This window comes from Undibacterium sp. Di24W (genome assembly GCF_049340325.1).
GTDB lineage: Bacteria > Pseudomonadota > Gammaproteobacteria > Burkholderiales > Burkholderiaceae_D > Undibacterium.
Map to the genome: position 1 here is coordinate 91,258 of NZ_JBMPOP010000009.1, position 13,945 is coordinate 105,202.

The 13,945-nt window shown below is 47.2% G+C and carries 11 protein-coding genes; 1 reads left to right on the forward strand and 10 read right to left on the reverse strand.

Going from position 1 to position 13,945, the window contains the following annotated elements; all coding sequences use genetic code 11:
• Positions 1-180 precede the first annotated feature (180 nt).
• Complete coding sequence (locus ACO0KZ_RS17885) at positions 181-1,761, reverse strand: AbgT family transporter (protein WP_422997713.1); 1,581 nt, start codon at positions 1,759-1,761, stop codon at positions 181-183.
• Positions 1,762-2,405: 644 nt separating this feature from the next.
• Here ACO0KZ_RS17885 and corA point away from each other — a divergent pair.
• Positions 2,406-3,371 carry a magnesium/cobalt transporter CorA gene (gene corA / locus ACO0KZ_RS17890; RefSeq protein ID WP_422997715.1) on the forward strand — a complete coding sequence of 322 codons (966 nt, stop codon included), beginning with the start codon at positions 2,406-2,408 and terminating at the stop codon, positions 3,369-3,371.
• Positions 3,372-3,403: 32 nt separating this feature from the next.
• Here the strand turns inward: corA and ACO0KZ_RS17895 are convergent, their stop codons facing one another.
• The 9 genes from ACO0KZ_RS17895 to ACO0KZ_RS17935 all read right to left on the reverse strand — a co-directional run bounded on the left by ACO0KZ_RS17895 (position 3,404) and on the right by ACO0KZ_RS17935 (position 13,867).
• Positions 3,404-4,120 carry an autotransporter outer membrane beta-barrel domain-containing protein gene (locus tag ACO0KZ_RS17895; protein WP_422997717.1) on the reverse strand — a complete coding sequence of 239 codons (717 nt, stop codon included), beginning with the start codon at positions 4,118-4,120 and terminating at the stop codon, positions 3,404-3,406.
• Between the two features lie 310 nt (positions 4,121-4,430).
• Entirely contained in the window at positions 4,431-5,177 is a 747-nt protein-coding gene (locus ACO0KZ_RS17900; RefSeq protein WP_422997719.1) for a TorF family putative porin, read from the reverse strand.
• Positions 5,178-5,502: 325 nt separating this feature from the next.
• Entirely contained in the window at positions 5,503-6,231 is a 729-nt protein-coding gene (kdpE, locus tag ACO0KZ_RS17905; RefSeq protein ID WP_422997721.1) for a two-component system response regulator KdpE, read from the reverse strand.
• Complete coding sequence (gene kdpD, locus ACO0KZ_RS17910) at positions 6,228-8,993, reverse strand: two-component system sensor histidine kinase KdpD (protein WP_422997723.1); 2,766 nt, start codon at positions 8,991-8,993, stop codon at positions 6,228-6,230. Before kdpD ends, kdpE begins: the two co-directional genes overlap by 4 nt.
• Positions 8,994-9,023: 30 nt before the next feature.
• Positions 9,024-9,614 carry a potassium-transporting ATPase subunit KdpC gene (gene kdpC / locus ACO0KZ_RS17915; protein WP_422997725.1) on the reverse strand — a complete coding sequence of 197 codons (591 nt, stop codon included), beginning with the start codon at positions 9,612-9,614 and terminating at the stop codon, positions 9,024-9,026.
• Positions 9,615-9,645: 31 nt separating this feature from the next.
• A complete protein-coding gene (kdpB, locus tag ACO0KZ_RS17920) occupies positions 9,646-11,805 on the reverse strand; it encodes a potassium-transporting ATPase subunit KdpB (protein ID WP_422997727.1) in 2,160 nt (719 codons plus the stop codon).
• Positions 11,806-11,814: 9 nt separating this feature from the next.
• Entirely contained in the window at positions 11,815-13,641 is a 1,827-nt protein-coding gene (gene kdpA, locus ACO0KZ_RS17925; RefSeq protein ID WP_422997729.1) for a potassium-transporting ATPase subunit KdpA, read from the reverse strand.
• Positions 13,641-13,730 carry a K(+)-transporting ATPase subunit F gene (kdpF, locus tag ACO0KZ_RS17930; RefSeq protein WP_186922325.1) on the reverse strand — a complete coding sequence of 30 codons (90 nt, stop codon included), beginning with the start codon at positions 13,728-13,730 and terminating at the stop codon, positions 13,641-13,643. Before kdpF ends, kdpA begins: the two co-directional genes overlap by 1 nt.
• Positions 13,730-13,867, reverse strand: coding sequence for a hypothetical protein (locus ACO0KZ_RS17935; protein ID WP_422997731.1), 138 nt, complete (start codon positions 13,865-13,867; stop codon positions 13,730-13,732). Before ACO0KZ_RS17935 ends, kdpF begins: the two co-directional genes overlap by 1 nt.
• Positions 13,868-13,945 lie beyond the last annotated feature (78 nt).

The window sequence follows — 13,945 nt, forward strand, 5'->3', positions numbered from 1 at the left end:
CAATGAGAAAAAAACGATGTTCGAACTTTATCATGAATGATAATCATTCTCAATAAAATTCAAGGGGGAATCATGACGAAAAGTTGGTCACTGGCGAGCCTGACACGATATGGATGCGGTCGGCACATTACGCCGAACCGACCGCATCCAAAGGAACATATTTTTACAAATTACTCAACATCAAACGCCAGCAGGAAAGCTATAACTCGCGCCTATGCCAAGCGGGATACCAAACATCCAAAAACACAGCAAAAATGCAGTCCAAAGCACCAGCAAAGAAATTGAGAACGGCAGCATCAAGGCAATCAAAGTTCCTATCCCGGTCGATTTCACGTATTTCTGACAAAACACCACGATCAATGGGAAGTATGGCATCAGCGGCGTAATGATATTGGTTGAAGAGTCACCAACGCGATATGCGGCTTGGGTTAAATCTGGCGAAACGCCCAACTCCATCAACATTGGCACCATCACAGCACCAATCAAAGCCCATTTGGCAGAAGCAGAGCCAACCAATAAATTCACCAGACTTGTCAGGATCACGATTCCAACTAACGTGACACCCAAGGGCAACGCCATCTCTTTCAAAGCACCCGCACCTTTAATCGCGAGCAATGCACCGAGATTAGACTGGCCAAAAGCATAGATAAATTGCGCGCAGAAAAATGCCATCACGATGTAGTAACCCATACCGCTCATTGCTTTACTCATTCCCTGAATCACATCGCGATGATTTTTGACCGTGCCAGCCGCATAGCCGTATACCACACCAGGAATCAAGAACAACACCAAAATCAAAGACACAATCGACTGCATCAGTGGTGCTGAGGAATGCGTCAAACTCGTATCAGTTCCACGCCATGCTGACGTTGCTGGATACGCTGAGATAAACAATAAACCTACGCTCACCAGCATCGCCAACACCGCAAAGCGCAAACCGCGTCGCTCCGCTGGTGTCAAAGGATCTAAAGTCGGCAAGCCAGCCGGATCACCATCAATCGCCGTATTTTTCAAACGCGGCTCGATCACTTTATCGGTTAAGAACCAACCAATAAAAATAATCAAAATCGCGGAAGCTGATGTGAAGTAAAAATTATTCAAAGGATTGATAATCAAATCCGTCGCGGCCAGATTAGACGAAAGTCGCGCCGAGGCTTGTGTCAGCCCAGCCAATAAAGGATCGAGACTACTAGGAATAAAGAAAGAGGCTGAGAAGCCGCCAGAAACACCGGCAAAAGCAGCAGCGATACCTGCCAGCGGATGTCGTCCAGCCGCATAAAAAATCACCGCGCCCAAGGGGATCACCAAGACATAACCAGCATCCACGGCGACGTGGCTTAGAATACCCACGGCAACCAGTACTGGGGTCAATAACATTTTAGGTGTCACTGCCAAAATCGACCGAAGACCCGCATTGATAAAGCCCGTATGTTCCGCAACGCCAAGCCCAAGCATCGCAACTAGCACCACGCCCAAGGGTGGGAAGCTAACAAAGGTACTCACCAACTTCGCCATAAACGCGGTAAATGCGCCACCATCTAAAAGGTTATTTATCTGTATTGGCTTGCCATTACGAGGGTCGATTTCATTGAAACTCACGCCAGAAAGAGCCCAAGAAATGCCCCAAACGGTGAACATAAACAAGGCAAACAAAATCGCTGGGTCAGGTAATTTATTACCGACACGTTCAATCGCATTCAGAGTTCGGTTAAACCAGCTTTGCCGCAAAGGCGCTGCTGTAGTTGTCGTTGCGTCCGTCATAGTTTTCCTTTTTCTAATGTCTCTAATTGAAATAAATGATCCAAACTTTGCACTAATAGAAATAAAACAGAAAAAATTACTGCGCGATTCCATCTTTCGCGGCGCTAATTTAGCAGATTTTTCTATACTAGTTTTTTGCACCGGCATTAAGAATCAAATGGATGGGAAGTTAATGGCAAATTAACATTCCATTACTACTGCATTGCACCGCTGTCGCAGAGAGCGCTAAGGCGCGACAAAACAGATTTTGTTCGGGATCACAGGCTCGATACAACACAGAACTTTACTTTTCTACTACTTGTCCACGAGAGCCATGCGCTTGGCGCACCTTAATCGAAGCTTATCTAGGGGAACCAACTGAACTTGGCACGTGCGCCTCAGTCGCAGTGGACATCACAGCCACATCCTTAACACGAAGGTTGGATATTCAATAAGGATTGCTGCTACAGGTGGAGCCGATGTTTCCGATTCCTCTCATCCTATCTCAAAGAATAAGATAGCAGCGTGCAGTAAGAATGATATCCATTACATGGAATTGCAAAAAGCTTATACTCATTTTTCCAATATCAATTGCCTCACTCATAAGAAGCAACTCATGTAAGATTTCATATTCAATCTGCATCACAAAACGGAGGAATTGATTCATGCTAATTAATTGCGTTGCTTATCAGGAAGGCAAAAAACTCGCCGACATTTTGGTAGAAGATATTAGTGAATATGTCAAACGCAGTGATTGCTTTGTCTGGGTTGCGTTAAAGGATGCTGAACCTGAAGAACTGACGCAGATGCAAGACGAATTTGGCCTGCATGAATTGGCATTAGAAGACGCGATGAAGGGTCATCAACGTCCTAAAATTGAAGAATACGGCAATTCCTTGTTTGCAGTGATGCAGACCGTCGAACTCATTGATGGTGAATTATCCTTAGGTGAAGTCGATGTCTTTGTTGGAGAAAATTATGTGCTCTCAACTCGTAACCGCAGCCAGCAAGGATTTCTCGGTGTACGCGCGCGTTGTGAACGCGAACCACATCATTTGATGAAGGGTTCCGCTTTTGTTCTGTATGCCTTAATGGATGCGGTGGTGGATCGCTATTTTCCAGTGATCGATGCGTTGGAATCAGAACTGGAAACGATAGAAGAACATATTTTTACCAAAGGCTCACAACGTTTAAATATCGAACGATTGTATCAACTCAAACGAAAAATCATGACACTCAAACATGCGGTGGCGCCACTACTGGAAGCGGTTGGCAAACTCGACGGTGGGCGAGTACCTCCAATCTGCGTCGGAACACAAGAATATTTCAGAGATGTACATGACCATCTGTATCGTATTAATACGTCCATAGAATCGATACGCGACACCATCAGCACCGCTATTCAAGTCAGCCTATCCTTGGTAAATATTGATGAAAGTGAAGTCAATAAACGACTCGCAGCCTGGGCCGCGATCTTTGCGGTAGCGACCGCTTTCGCGGGAATCTGGGGAATGAATTTTGAGCATATGCCCGAACTCAAATGGCAATATGGTTATCCCACTGCGCTTGCAACCATGATCACTGTCTGTACTTACTTATATTATCGTTTCAAAAAATCCGGCTGGCTTTGAGTTCAAACGGCCAAGCTTTGTATAACTATTTACTAAAAAATAGAAATGGATGAAAACACCAGACCGACAGAGGTAAAACGATCCGCTTGGCGAGAGCTTAGGCGGTCGCCATAACTGACGCTAAGTTGAAGTTGATCAGGTATCAAGGTATGGCGAATGCCCAGTTGAAATGAAGGTTTGACCTGAGTTTGTCCATAGATCTCGGCGGTCAACGCAGTTCTCGAGTTTAGAGAAATCTCTGTGCCCACACCCCAAGTCGCCGCATCACTTTTCGTGTTTTTGTTGTGCGACCAACCCAGATTCGTGTGCACAATCACTTGGTCCTCACGAAATGAAAAACTGACAGGCGCCCTGATATAAAGATCACCGACCATCCCTTGGCTAGGATCGAATTGATTTCCAAACACCAATCCGGCTCCCCAGCCATTGCTGTCCATGGTCTTAAACAAGGTTTTCCCTTGCATCTGAAATCGATTTACTGACCTCATCTGGTTAGATACGAGTCTGGCGCCACCCATTGCCAACTCCAAATTTCCCGTTAAATTGCAAGCCGGTACTGCCCAATACTCCGCACCGGTGAGATTTTTTTGTCGCCATGATTCGACCTGACATGTTTTATTCGCGACGACACCAGCATCGTCAACGATCATAGGACGACCTGCAATAGCGCTTGGGATGAAAGCAAAAGCGATGAGTGAAACAAAAACCTGCTTTAGCGGAATACGAGACTTGGATTGAATTGTTATCACGACCTTAGCCTAAACTGGATGGGTGAGCTTTTTTTGAACACGCTACTTTACTTTCAAAGTCTATTTGCATTTTTGATTTTTTTATCGATATCCGCGAGGCAGTTTCCAAAAAATACTTGCTCGATATACCTATAGATTGACGCACGTATTGTAAACCCCTATTTTTTCTGATTGATGACATATCCCGGCTCAAAATTATGAAAAGATGTGACCAACTTAATGCGACATTGCTCGCACACTTCAAGTTCAAAAAAAGTCAGAATCAAGAAAGAATGTGACTTCTTTCGGAAAGATAACACTTCTCTATTACTTAAAAAGCCTTATTCAACATCGCTACAACAGAAGTCTTACCAAGGAATTTTCCATTCGCTGGTGAGGCATAAGCGATTTCACCGGCATTGGTGCCGATCACAGCTAAGGAAGCACTGAGAATACCGAAATCTTTCGTGACACCGATTTTCCAATCTGTATAAGCTGAAATACTGTTGTTCTTCACTTGCTGATGACCTGCATGTAAGTTCAACACCAAGTCAGTGTCAATTTCAATATTCGCACCGATGTCCAGGTAGTCGCTGTTTTTGCTGTTCGCAAAACCAAACAAATTTGTTGTGGAGTGCGAGTATTTCACATAGGCTGGACCATAGTTGAGCTGTCCATAAATCTCTGTCGTATTTGCACTCACCGCCAAGCCATTCGACGGATACACATAGGTCAAGACACCAACGTCATAACTGATATCGCTAGTCAATGAGCCGCGTTTACCCGCATACAAATCCACTTCAACACTACCACCACCGCCAGCATCTTTGGTCCATTTGATAGTGGACGCCCAAGCACCTGCGTACAAGCCTGATGGATTATTCACATAATCCGCGCCTCCTTGCAGAGCTGGCTGCAGACGTGTTTGTGAAATACCGCGATAACGGTAGTCTGAGGCCAATGCCGCGTTGAAGCTAACTTCATCCTCTGGCTTCACCGTTGGTGCTGCGTCTTGTGCTTGCGCAGCTTGACTGCAAAACAAAGTTGCGACTGCCGCGGCTAACAATACGTTTTTCATTTTACTTCCTTTCAAATTAACGACCATGTCGTTCTGGTGAATGTGCTTGTTGAACCAACGTTCAGCAAGGACATGAATACTTTTTACTTCGTCACTCCTGCGTAGGCAGTAGTCCAGTGTCTTTCATTGACCAAGTACCGTCACTGGATTCCCGCTAAGAGCACACGGGAATGACGAAATTTGCGGTACATCGATACCTTGTTGTACTTCAAAGATTCGATATTTTTTCCTGAGCGTATCTACAAAAATTCAGGCGTAAAAAACCCCTATCGACAAATCAATTGATCGTCGATTACAACTCATAAAGCTATTAATTTATTGCGAGCTAGTGCGGAAGCATCAAGCGATATCCAACCGCTGTTTCAGTTAACAAGTACTTAGGCTGAGTAGGATCATCTTCGAGTTTTTGCCTCAGATAACGCATATAAATCCTGAGATAATGACCGCTTTCGCCATGAGATGGCCCCCAGACCTCCTTGAGCAATTGAGGATTGGTCACCACTCGCCCAGCGCTATTAACCAATACCTTCAGCAATCTGAATTCTGTTGGTGTCAAATGCACGACTTCATCCGCTTTGGTCACCAATCTCGCTTTCATATCGATCTTCACATCACCAAACTGTACGATGCCACTCAGGTCAACGCCTGGTTGACGCTGCCGTCTCAAGGTTGCTCTGACTCTGGCTTGTAGTTCGCCAATCCCGAACGGTTTGGTCAGATAATCATCGGCACCGGCATCGAGTGCGCGGATTTTTTCAACTTCACTGACTCGTGCTGATAAGACGATAATCGGCACGCTAGACCAGCGTCGTACATCTTTAATGAAATCAATGCCATCGCCATCCGGCAAACCCAAGTCAAGTATCACCAGATCGGGTTGTCTGGTGCCCGCATCAATCAATCCACGTTGCAAGGTGTTCGATTCATTCACCTGCCAGCCTTCTTCCTCTAGGGCGGCGCGCACAAAACGACGGATCTGGGGCTCATCTTCGACCAAGAGTGCACTCGGCGCACTCGCCGCACCAACGCTAGGATCTTTCGCAGTATGACTCATTGTTGTTCCTGTTTTTCGACGATCATGGCTAATGGTCGCTCGGTATGCAAAGTATTCATCAATTCAAAGTCAGGCATTTGTGGTGGCACGCCTAATGGCAAAGTAAATAAAATACAGGCACCACCATCGGGTGATTTCGCCGCCCGTATGTGGCCATGGTGCGCTTCCACTATCGCGCGGCAAATTGCTAAGCCTAAGCCTACACCTGGCTTGGATGATTCACGCTCACCACGAGTGAATTTTTCAAAAATCGCTTCTTCTTTGCCGACTGGCAAACCCGGTCCATTATCATAGACCATCACTTGTAAATTGCTATCCAACAGATCCACGCTCAGTGTGATGCGCGAACCTTCTAGCGTATACTTCGCTGCATTTTCTAACAAATTACAGAGGACACGCTCAATCAACACCGCATCAAAATTCACTAGTGGTAAATCATCAGCCAGTTTCGTTTGCACCTGATGCGCTCTCAACTGCGGTGAACTGATGCGTATCGCACTGCCCACCACTTCTTCGAACGGCTGCCACTGTAAATCTAACTTAACTTCGCCACTCTGTATGCGTGCCATATCGAGTAAATTGGCAACCAGGGCACTCATGCGTAAAGCTTCTGCATAGAGCGCTTGCGTCATGTCTTGTTGTTTTTGACTGAGTTCCGGTTTCGATGTGCTCAATGCTTCGGAAATGCCAACAATCGAGGTCAATGGCGTACGTAAATCATGCGATAAAGCGGCCAAGAGAGAATTACGTAATCGTTCCGACTCCATGTGCAATAAAGCGCCTTGTGCGATCTCAATATAGTGCACACGCTCTAAGGCGATCGCAGCCAATGCGGCAAAGGTATCCAATTGTTGACGCTGTTCGGGAATCAAGATCCAACTGCGACTTTCCGGTTCAATCGCCAGCAATCCACGCGTACGCATAGGTGCAACCAAAGGTAAATAAAAGTACGGACTCGAAGGTAAAGTATCAGTGCTGATACCGGCCGCTTCCACTTTATCAAACGCCCACTGCGCAATACCCATATCTAGACCACTCGCTGCGGATTCTGGCAATTGCAAGCGTCCTTCATCATCGGGCAATAGCAAGGTAGCTTTGGCACGAAAAGCGCTTTGTATTACAGCTTGCGTTGCCTCGGTGATCTGCTCGCTTTGCAAAAAACCTGACAAATCACGCGCAAATTCATACAGAGCCAGCGAACGTGCTTCTCTATGTGAGGCGACTTTGGCTTGATAACGGAGGCCGGCGGTTAAATGCCCAGTAATCAACCCGACCGCCAGCATGACGCCAAAAGTCATGACATATTGCAGATCGCTAACAGCAAAAGAAAAGCGCGGTGGCACAAAGAAAAAGTCAAACGCCAATACACCCACCACCGTCGCCAGGACTGAAGGACCACGTCCGAATCTTACTGCGACCAATACCACCGTCAGTAGGAATAGCATCGCAATATTGACGAGATTAAATACCACCAGTAAAGGCGTTGCCACCACCGCAGTGACGACGCTGGCGAGTGCCGCATACGCATAGCGCAATGCGCGTCGTTTGCCTGGATTGCCGTTTTCTAGCGGTATTGGCTTGACATCTGCAGTGCGCGTATCTTGATCGACTTCAACTTGATTCGATTCACCACCTATCTCGATCAAATCCAGATTATGGGCACGTGCCGCCAACTGCTGCGCCAACGTGGTACGCCAGTTGAACACCGCTTTACGCCGGCCAATCACGATGCGTGAGAAATTATACTGGTTGGCATAATCGACGATGGCTTGCGCGATATCATTGCCCGTCAATACGGCCGTCTTGGCGCCTAAATCTTGCGCCAGTTTCAAGTTCTTTAAAATACGTTCGCGTGCTGGCGCTGGTAATTTTTGTAGACCGGGGGTCTCAATATAGATGGCTTGCCATTCCGCGTTCATTTGCTTGGACAGACGCGCCGCACTACGCACCACATGATCGGCGTTGGCTTGTGGTCCTATACAGACCAACAAAGCGGCATCGGTTTTCCACACTGCATTAATCGATTTTTCTATGCGATAGGCTTGGACATCATCTTCCACTCTATCGGCAGTACGGCGTAAAGCTAGTTCGCGTAAAGCGATTAAATTGCCTTTGCGGAAAAAATTTTTCGCGGCACGCTCGGCTTGCTGGATTTTGTAAACACGACCCGATTTTAAGCGCGCGAGTAATTCATCGGCCGGAATATCCACCAACACCACTTCATCAGCTTCATCGAATATAGTATCTGGCAAAGTCTCAGCAACACGAATGCCTGTGATACCACCCACCACATCGTTCAGGCTTTCCAGATGCTGAACATTCACCGTCGTAAACACGTCAATGCCAGCATTTAACAATTCATCCACATCTTGCCAGCGCTTCGGGTGACGCGAACCTGGCGCATTTGAATGTGCGAGTTCATCCATCAAGATCAAAACAGGCTTGCGTTCTAGAGCCGCATCGATATCAAATTCATGCAAAGTCTTGTCACGATAGCTAATGGCTTTCAAAGGCAAGACTTCTAGTCCATCCAACAGTGCAGCAGTCTCATCACGCCCATGGGTTTCGACCACACCGACCAAGACCTGTTCGCCATTTTTCAGTAATTTATGCGCAGCAGACAGCATCGCATAGGTTTTGCCGACCCCAGCGGAGGCGCCAAAATAGATGCGTAATTTGCCACGTGTTGCACGCCTTTCCTGTGCCTGCACATGAGCGAGCAGGACATCAGGATCGGGGCGTTGGTCGGTGTTGTTTCCCATAAAAATATGTGTGTTGTCGATTACACTAAATTACTTAGCTTGCGGGAGTGCTAGATTCAACTGCAAAACATTCACACGAGGTTCGCCAAACAAGCCCATGACAGGCTTCTGGGCGAATTGTTCGATCAATGCGCGTACCTGAGTTTCCGTCATTTTACGCTCACGCGCAATTCTTGGGACTTGATAATACGCAGCTGCCAAGCTAATTTCTGGGTCTAAGCCACTGGCTGAGGCGGTCACCAAGTCAACCGGAATCGCCGCTGTATTGCTAGGGTCTGTGGCTTTCAATGCCTCGACGCGGGCTTTCACATTATCCAACTGCGCCGCATTGGTCGGGCCTAAATTCGAACCACTAGAATTGACAGCATTGTTCGCCATCGGGCCTGTCGCGGAAGGGCGTCCCCAGAAAAACTGCGGTGAGCTAAAGGACTGCCCGATTAAACTAGAGCCGACCACTTTACCATCTTTGACGATCAAACTACCTTCTGCCTGATCGCTAAAAGCGACCTTCGCGATACCTGTCATGGCTAGTGGATAAGCAATTCCTACTACTACCGTCAGTCCCACAAACAGCATCACTGCTGGACGCAAAGTGGACAGGATAGAATTATTTGTACTCATGATGTTTCCTATATTTATGCAAATGAATTGGTTAAGCCAAATTCAAGAAAGTCAAAATCATATCGATCAATTTAATCCCAACGAATGGCAAAACAATACCGCCCAGACCATAGATCAAGAGATTGCGACGCAGTAACAAAGACGCACCGACGGCACGATACTTCACGCCTTTTAATGCTAAAGGAATCAAGAACACAATAATCAAAGCATTAAAGATCACCGCCGACATGATTGCGGAATTCGGGCTGGTCAATTGCATGATGTCTAGCGATTTCAGCTGCGGATAAGTCGCCACAAATGCTGCTGGAATAATCGCAAAATACTTAGCAATATCATTGGCAATCGAGAAGGTAGTCAAAGAACCACGCGTCATCAACATTTGCTTACCGATTTCGACAATCTCCAATAACTTGGTTGGATTCGAATCCAGATCCACCATATTGCCGGCTTCCTTCGCGGCTTGAGTACCCGAATTCATCGCCACTGCCACGTCAGCTTGTGCCAAAGCAGGCGCGTCATTGGTGCCGTCACCGGTCATTGCCACTAAGCGACCTTCAGCTTGATAGCTGCGTATCAATTTCAATTTATCTTCAGGCGTTGCTTCAGCTAAGAAATCATCAACACCAGCTTCGGCCGCAATGGCTGCGGCGGTCAATTTATTGTCACCCGTGATCATCACAGTTTTGATACCCATGCGACGTAACTCGGCAAAGCGTTCTTTGATACCACCTTTGATGATATCTTTGAGTTCTATCGTACCCATGACCTTGCCGTCATCTACCACCACCAGTGGTGTACTACCACGACGAGAAATGTCATCCACTGTCTTAGTGACTTCGGCAGGGAAAGCGCGTCCTGCTGCTTCCTGAAACTTACGCACCGCGTCAGCCGCGCCTTTACGAACCACGCGAACCACACCTGCACCGATATCGACACCACTCATACGCGTTTGTGCTGTGAAATGCACAAAGTGTGCTTGCAAAGAGGCCATATCGCGTTCACGTATATTGAAACGCTGTTTTGCTAACACCACAATACTGCGGCCTTCAGGGGTTTCATCAGCGAGAGAAGCCAATTGCGCAACATCGGCCAATTGCACTGCTGTCACGCCGGGCGCTGGGAAAAATTCTGATGCCTGACGATTACCCAAAGTGATAGTACCGGTTTTATCCAGCAACAAGACATCCACGTCACCAGCAGCTTCCACTGCACGACCGGAAGTCGCAATCACATTCGCTTGCATCATACGACTCATCCCTGCGACACCAATCGCGGACAACAGGCCACCGATGGTGGTTGGGATCAAACAAACTAACAAAGCAATCAAGACAGTGATGGACACAGGTGCAGAACTCAAACCTAAAGCCGTCGCGGCACTCACGCTAAACAATGAAAACGGTAACAGCGTGACAGTCACGATTAAAAAAATAATCGTCAAGGCGATCAGCAAGATCGTCAATGCAACTTCGTTCGGTGTTTTTTGACGTTTAGCGCCTTCGACCATGGCGATCATACGATCAATAAAGGCTTCGCCCGGATTGGAAGTCACACGTACTACCAACCAGTCAGACAGTACACGGGTACCACCAGTGACCGATGAAAAGTCCCCCCCCGATTCACGAATCACTGGCGCAGATTCACCGGTAATAGCACTCTCATCCACGGTTGCCACACCTTCTATGACTTCACCGTCAATCGCGATCACGTCATTGGCTTCGACCAAAAACACATCGCCTTTGCGCAGATCTTGTACATACGCCGGCAACCAAGTGGTGCCGTGTTTTGGCGTTGCCAACTTCTTGGCGATCACGGATTGCTTCAAACCTTTCAATGAAGCAGCTTGTGCCTTGCTGCGACCTTCGGCCAGTGCTTCGGCAAAGTTTGCAAACAAGACGGTGAACCACAACCAGATAGAGATCGCTAGAATAAATCCAGCATCAGCTTCACCTTTACCGAGCAAGGCTTGCACATACAACATAGTGGTGATGATACTGCCAACGTACACCACAAACATAACAGGACTACGCAGTTGCGTACGTGGCGTTAATTTCCGAAAAGCATCGATGATGGCGGGCTTGATCAACTTCGCATCAAACAGCGCCAGACGATTTTTCGTACTGGCAGTATCCACACTAGAGACTTGTTCGGTTTTAGCACCGGCTAGGTTTTTTTGTAAATTCGTTTTAGACATCAGATTCTCCTAGGGCTTAGCGTGGCTTGCTGGACTAAACATTTGTAAATGTTCGACCACAGGCCCCAAAGCCAAAGCGGGTACATAGTTCAACACACTGATTAAAACCACGGTGCCCGCCAACAAAGCGATAAACATAGGACCATGGGTAGGCATCGTTCCGGCGTTCACTTCCAGACGTTTTTTCGCCGCTAATGAACCAGCAATGGCGAGCACAGGGACGATGACGGCAAAGCGTCCAAACCACATCGCAATCGCCAACATAATGTTGTAGAACGGCGTGTTGGAAGACAATCCTGCAAAGGCACTACCATTGTTATTCGCAGCTGAAGTAAAGGCATACAACACTTCCGAAAAACCATGCGCGCCGGGATTCAAGATACCCGCACGTCCAGCTTCGCTCATAACAGCGATTGCCGTACCAGCCAACACCAAAATCGGCGTCACCAAGATCGCGATGGAAGTCATTTTCATTTCGTAAGCCTGAATTTTTTTACCCAAGTACTCTGGCGTACGACCTATCATCAAACCGGCGATAAACACCGCTAGAATCGCGAAGATCAACATGCCATATAAACCAGAGCCAACGCCACCAAACACCACTTCACCAAATTGCATGAACGCCAGCGGCACCAAGCCACCGAGCGGCATCAAAGAATCATGCATAGAATTCACTGCACCACACGATGCAGCGGTGGTCACCGCTACAAACAAGGTCGAAGCACTGATACCGAAGCGACTTTCTTTGCCTTCCATATTGCCGCCAGCTTGCAAGGCGCTCTGCGCTTGATCGATATTCAGAGCAGCGTAGGCAGGATGGGCTTGCTGTTCAGCTGCCATTACACCTAAGGTCATCACCACGAATAAGATACTCATCGTAGCGAGCACCGCGATGCCTTGACGTTGGTCACCGACCATGCGCCCAAAAGCGAAACACAAACCAGCCGGAATCAGAAAGATCGCAATCATCTGGAAGAAATTGGCTAACCCCGTTGGATTCTCAAACGGATGTGCGGAGTTCATATTGAAGAAACCACCACCATTGGTACCCAACATTTTGATCGCTTCTTGCGATGCGACAGGTCCCATCGCCAAGGTTTGCATCTTGGTCGTCAGAGTTTCCATCACCGGTGCGCCTTTATCGTCTTTCAATGCTTGTCCATCAGGACCGTTAATAGGCTGACTGTAAGTCACAGGCTCTATCAACTGTACTTCTTTGTACGAAGAGAAATTTTGAATCACGCCCTGACTAATTAGGAAAGTCGCGAAAATCACCGACAGCGGCAATAATAAATACACCGTCGAGCGTGTCATATCAACCCAGAAATTACCGATGGATTTAGAGGAATGAAGCGAGAAACCGCGGATCAAAGCAAACACCACCGCAATCCCAGTCGCTGCGGAAAAGAAATTCTGTCCGGCGAGCACCAACATCTGAGTCAGATAGCTCATGGTCGCTTCGCCGACGTAAGCTTGCCAATTAGTATTGCTAACAAAACTTACGGCGGTATTAAAAGAAGAATCCGCACTGACATTCGGCATACCCTGAGGATTCAAGGGCAACCAGAATTGCAAGCGCTGCACCGCATAGACCATCAAGGTACCAAAAGCATTGAACATCAATAAAGCGATGGCATAGCCCTTCCAGCCCATTTCCTGATCGCTCTTGACACCAGCCAGTTTGTATAGGCCTCGCTCTAAGAAGCCCAACCAATTTAAACCGGAGACCTTGGCTTTTTCATCCGCGATTTGGCTAATTAACTTACCCAATGGATAAGCTAAGACCAACAAGACCACAAAAAAGACCAACATTAAGAGTAAAGATTGATTAGTCATCACAGCTCCTCTGCATTTAACAATGCATATACCAAATACACTAGCAATGCCGCCGCGACCACGCTGCCGATAACATAAAAGCTATTCATTATTTGCTCTCCTGCTTGTTTTGCTGCTTGTTATCCATCTGATGGCACACTGACGCTAAGGCCACCACCAGTAGAAAAAATCCCAAGATTCCTCCTACATATACAATATCGATCAAGTTTTCAATCAAGTTATCCATCCCATCCTCCATAAGCATTTTCTGCAGATAGAAGCATAGTAAAAACCGTATAAGAATCTTGTTAAAAGACAGGTGCGT

Bases quoted from the DNA above. Each gene is read 5' to 3' on its own strand.
- kdpD (WP_422997723.1), bottom strand. From the start codon at position 8,993: ATGGGAAACAACACCGACCAACGCCCCGATCCTGATGTCCTGCTCGCT.
- kdpA (WP_422997729.1), bottom strand. From the start codon at position 13,641: ATGACTAATCAATCTTTACTCTTAATGTTGGTCTTTTTTGTGGTCTTG.
- kdpF (WP_186922325.1), bottom strand. From the start codon at position 13,730: ATGAATAGCTTTTATGTTATCGGCAGCGTGGTCGCGGCGGCATTGCTA.
- kdpC (WP_422997725.1), bottom strand. From the start codon at position 9,614: ATGAGTACAAATAATTCTATCCTGTCCACTTTGCGTCCAGCAGTGATG.
- ACO0KZ_RS17885 (WP_422997713.1), bottom strand. From the start codon at position 1,761: ATGACGGACGCAACGACAACTACAGCAGCGCCTTTGCGGCAAAGCTGG.
- corA (WP_422997715.1), top strand. From the start codon at position 2,406: ATGCTAATTAATTGCGTTGCTTATCAGGAAGGCAAAAAACTCGCCGAC.
- kdpE (WP_422997721.1), bottom strand. From the start codon at position 6,231: ATGAGTCATACTGCGAAAGATCCTAGCGTTGGTGCGGCGAGTGCGCCG.
- ACO0KZ_RS17935 (WP_422997731.1), bottom strand. From the start codon at position 13,867: ATGGATAACTTGATTGAAAACTTGATCGATATTGTATATGTAGGAGGA.
- kdpB (WP_422997727.1), bottom strand. From the start codon at position 11,805: ATGTCTAAAACGAATTTACAAAAAAACCTAGCCGGTGCTAAAACCGAA.
- ACO0KZ_RS17900 (WP_422997719.1), bottom strand. From the start codon at position 5,177: ATGAAAAACGTATTGTTAGCCGCGGCAGTCGCAACTTTGTTTTGCAGT.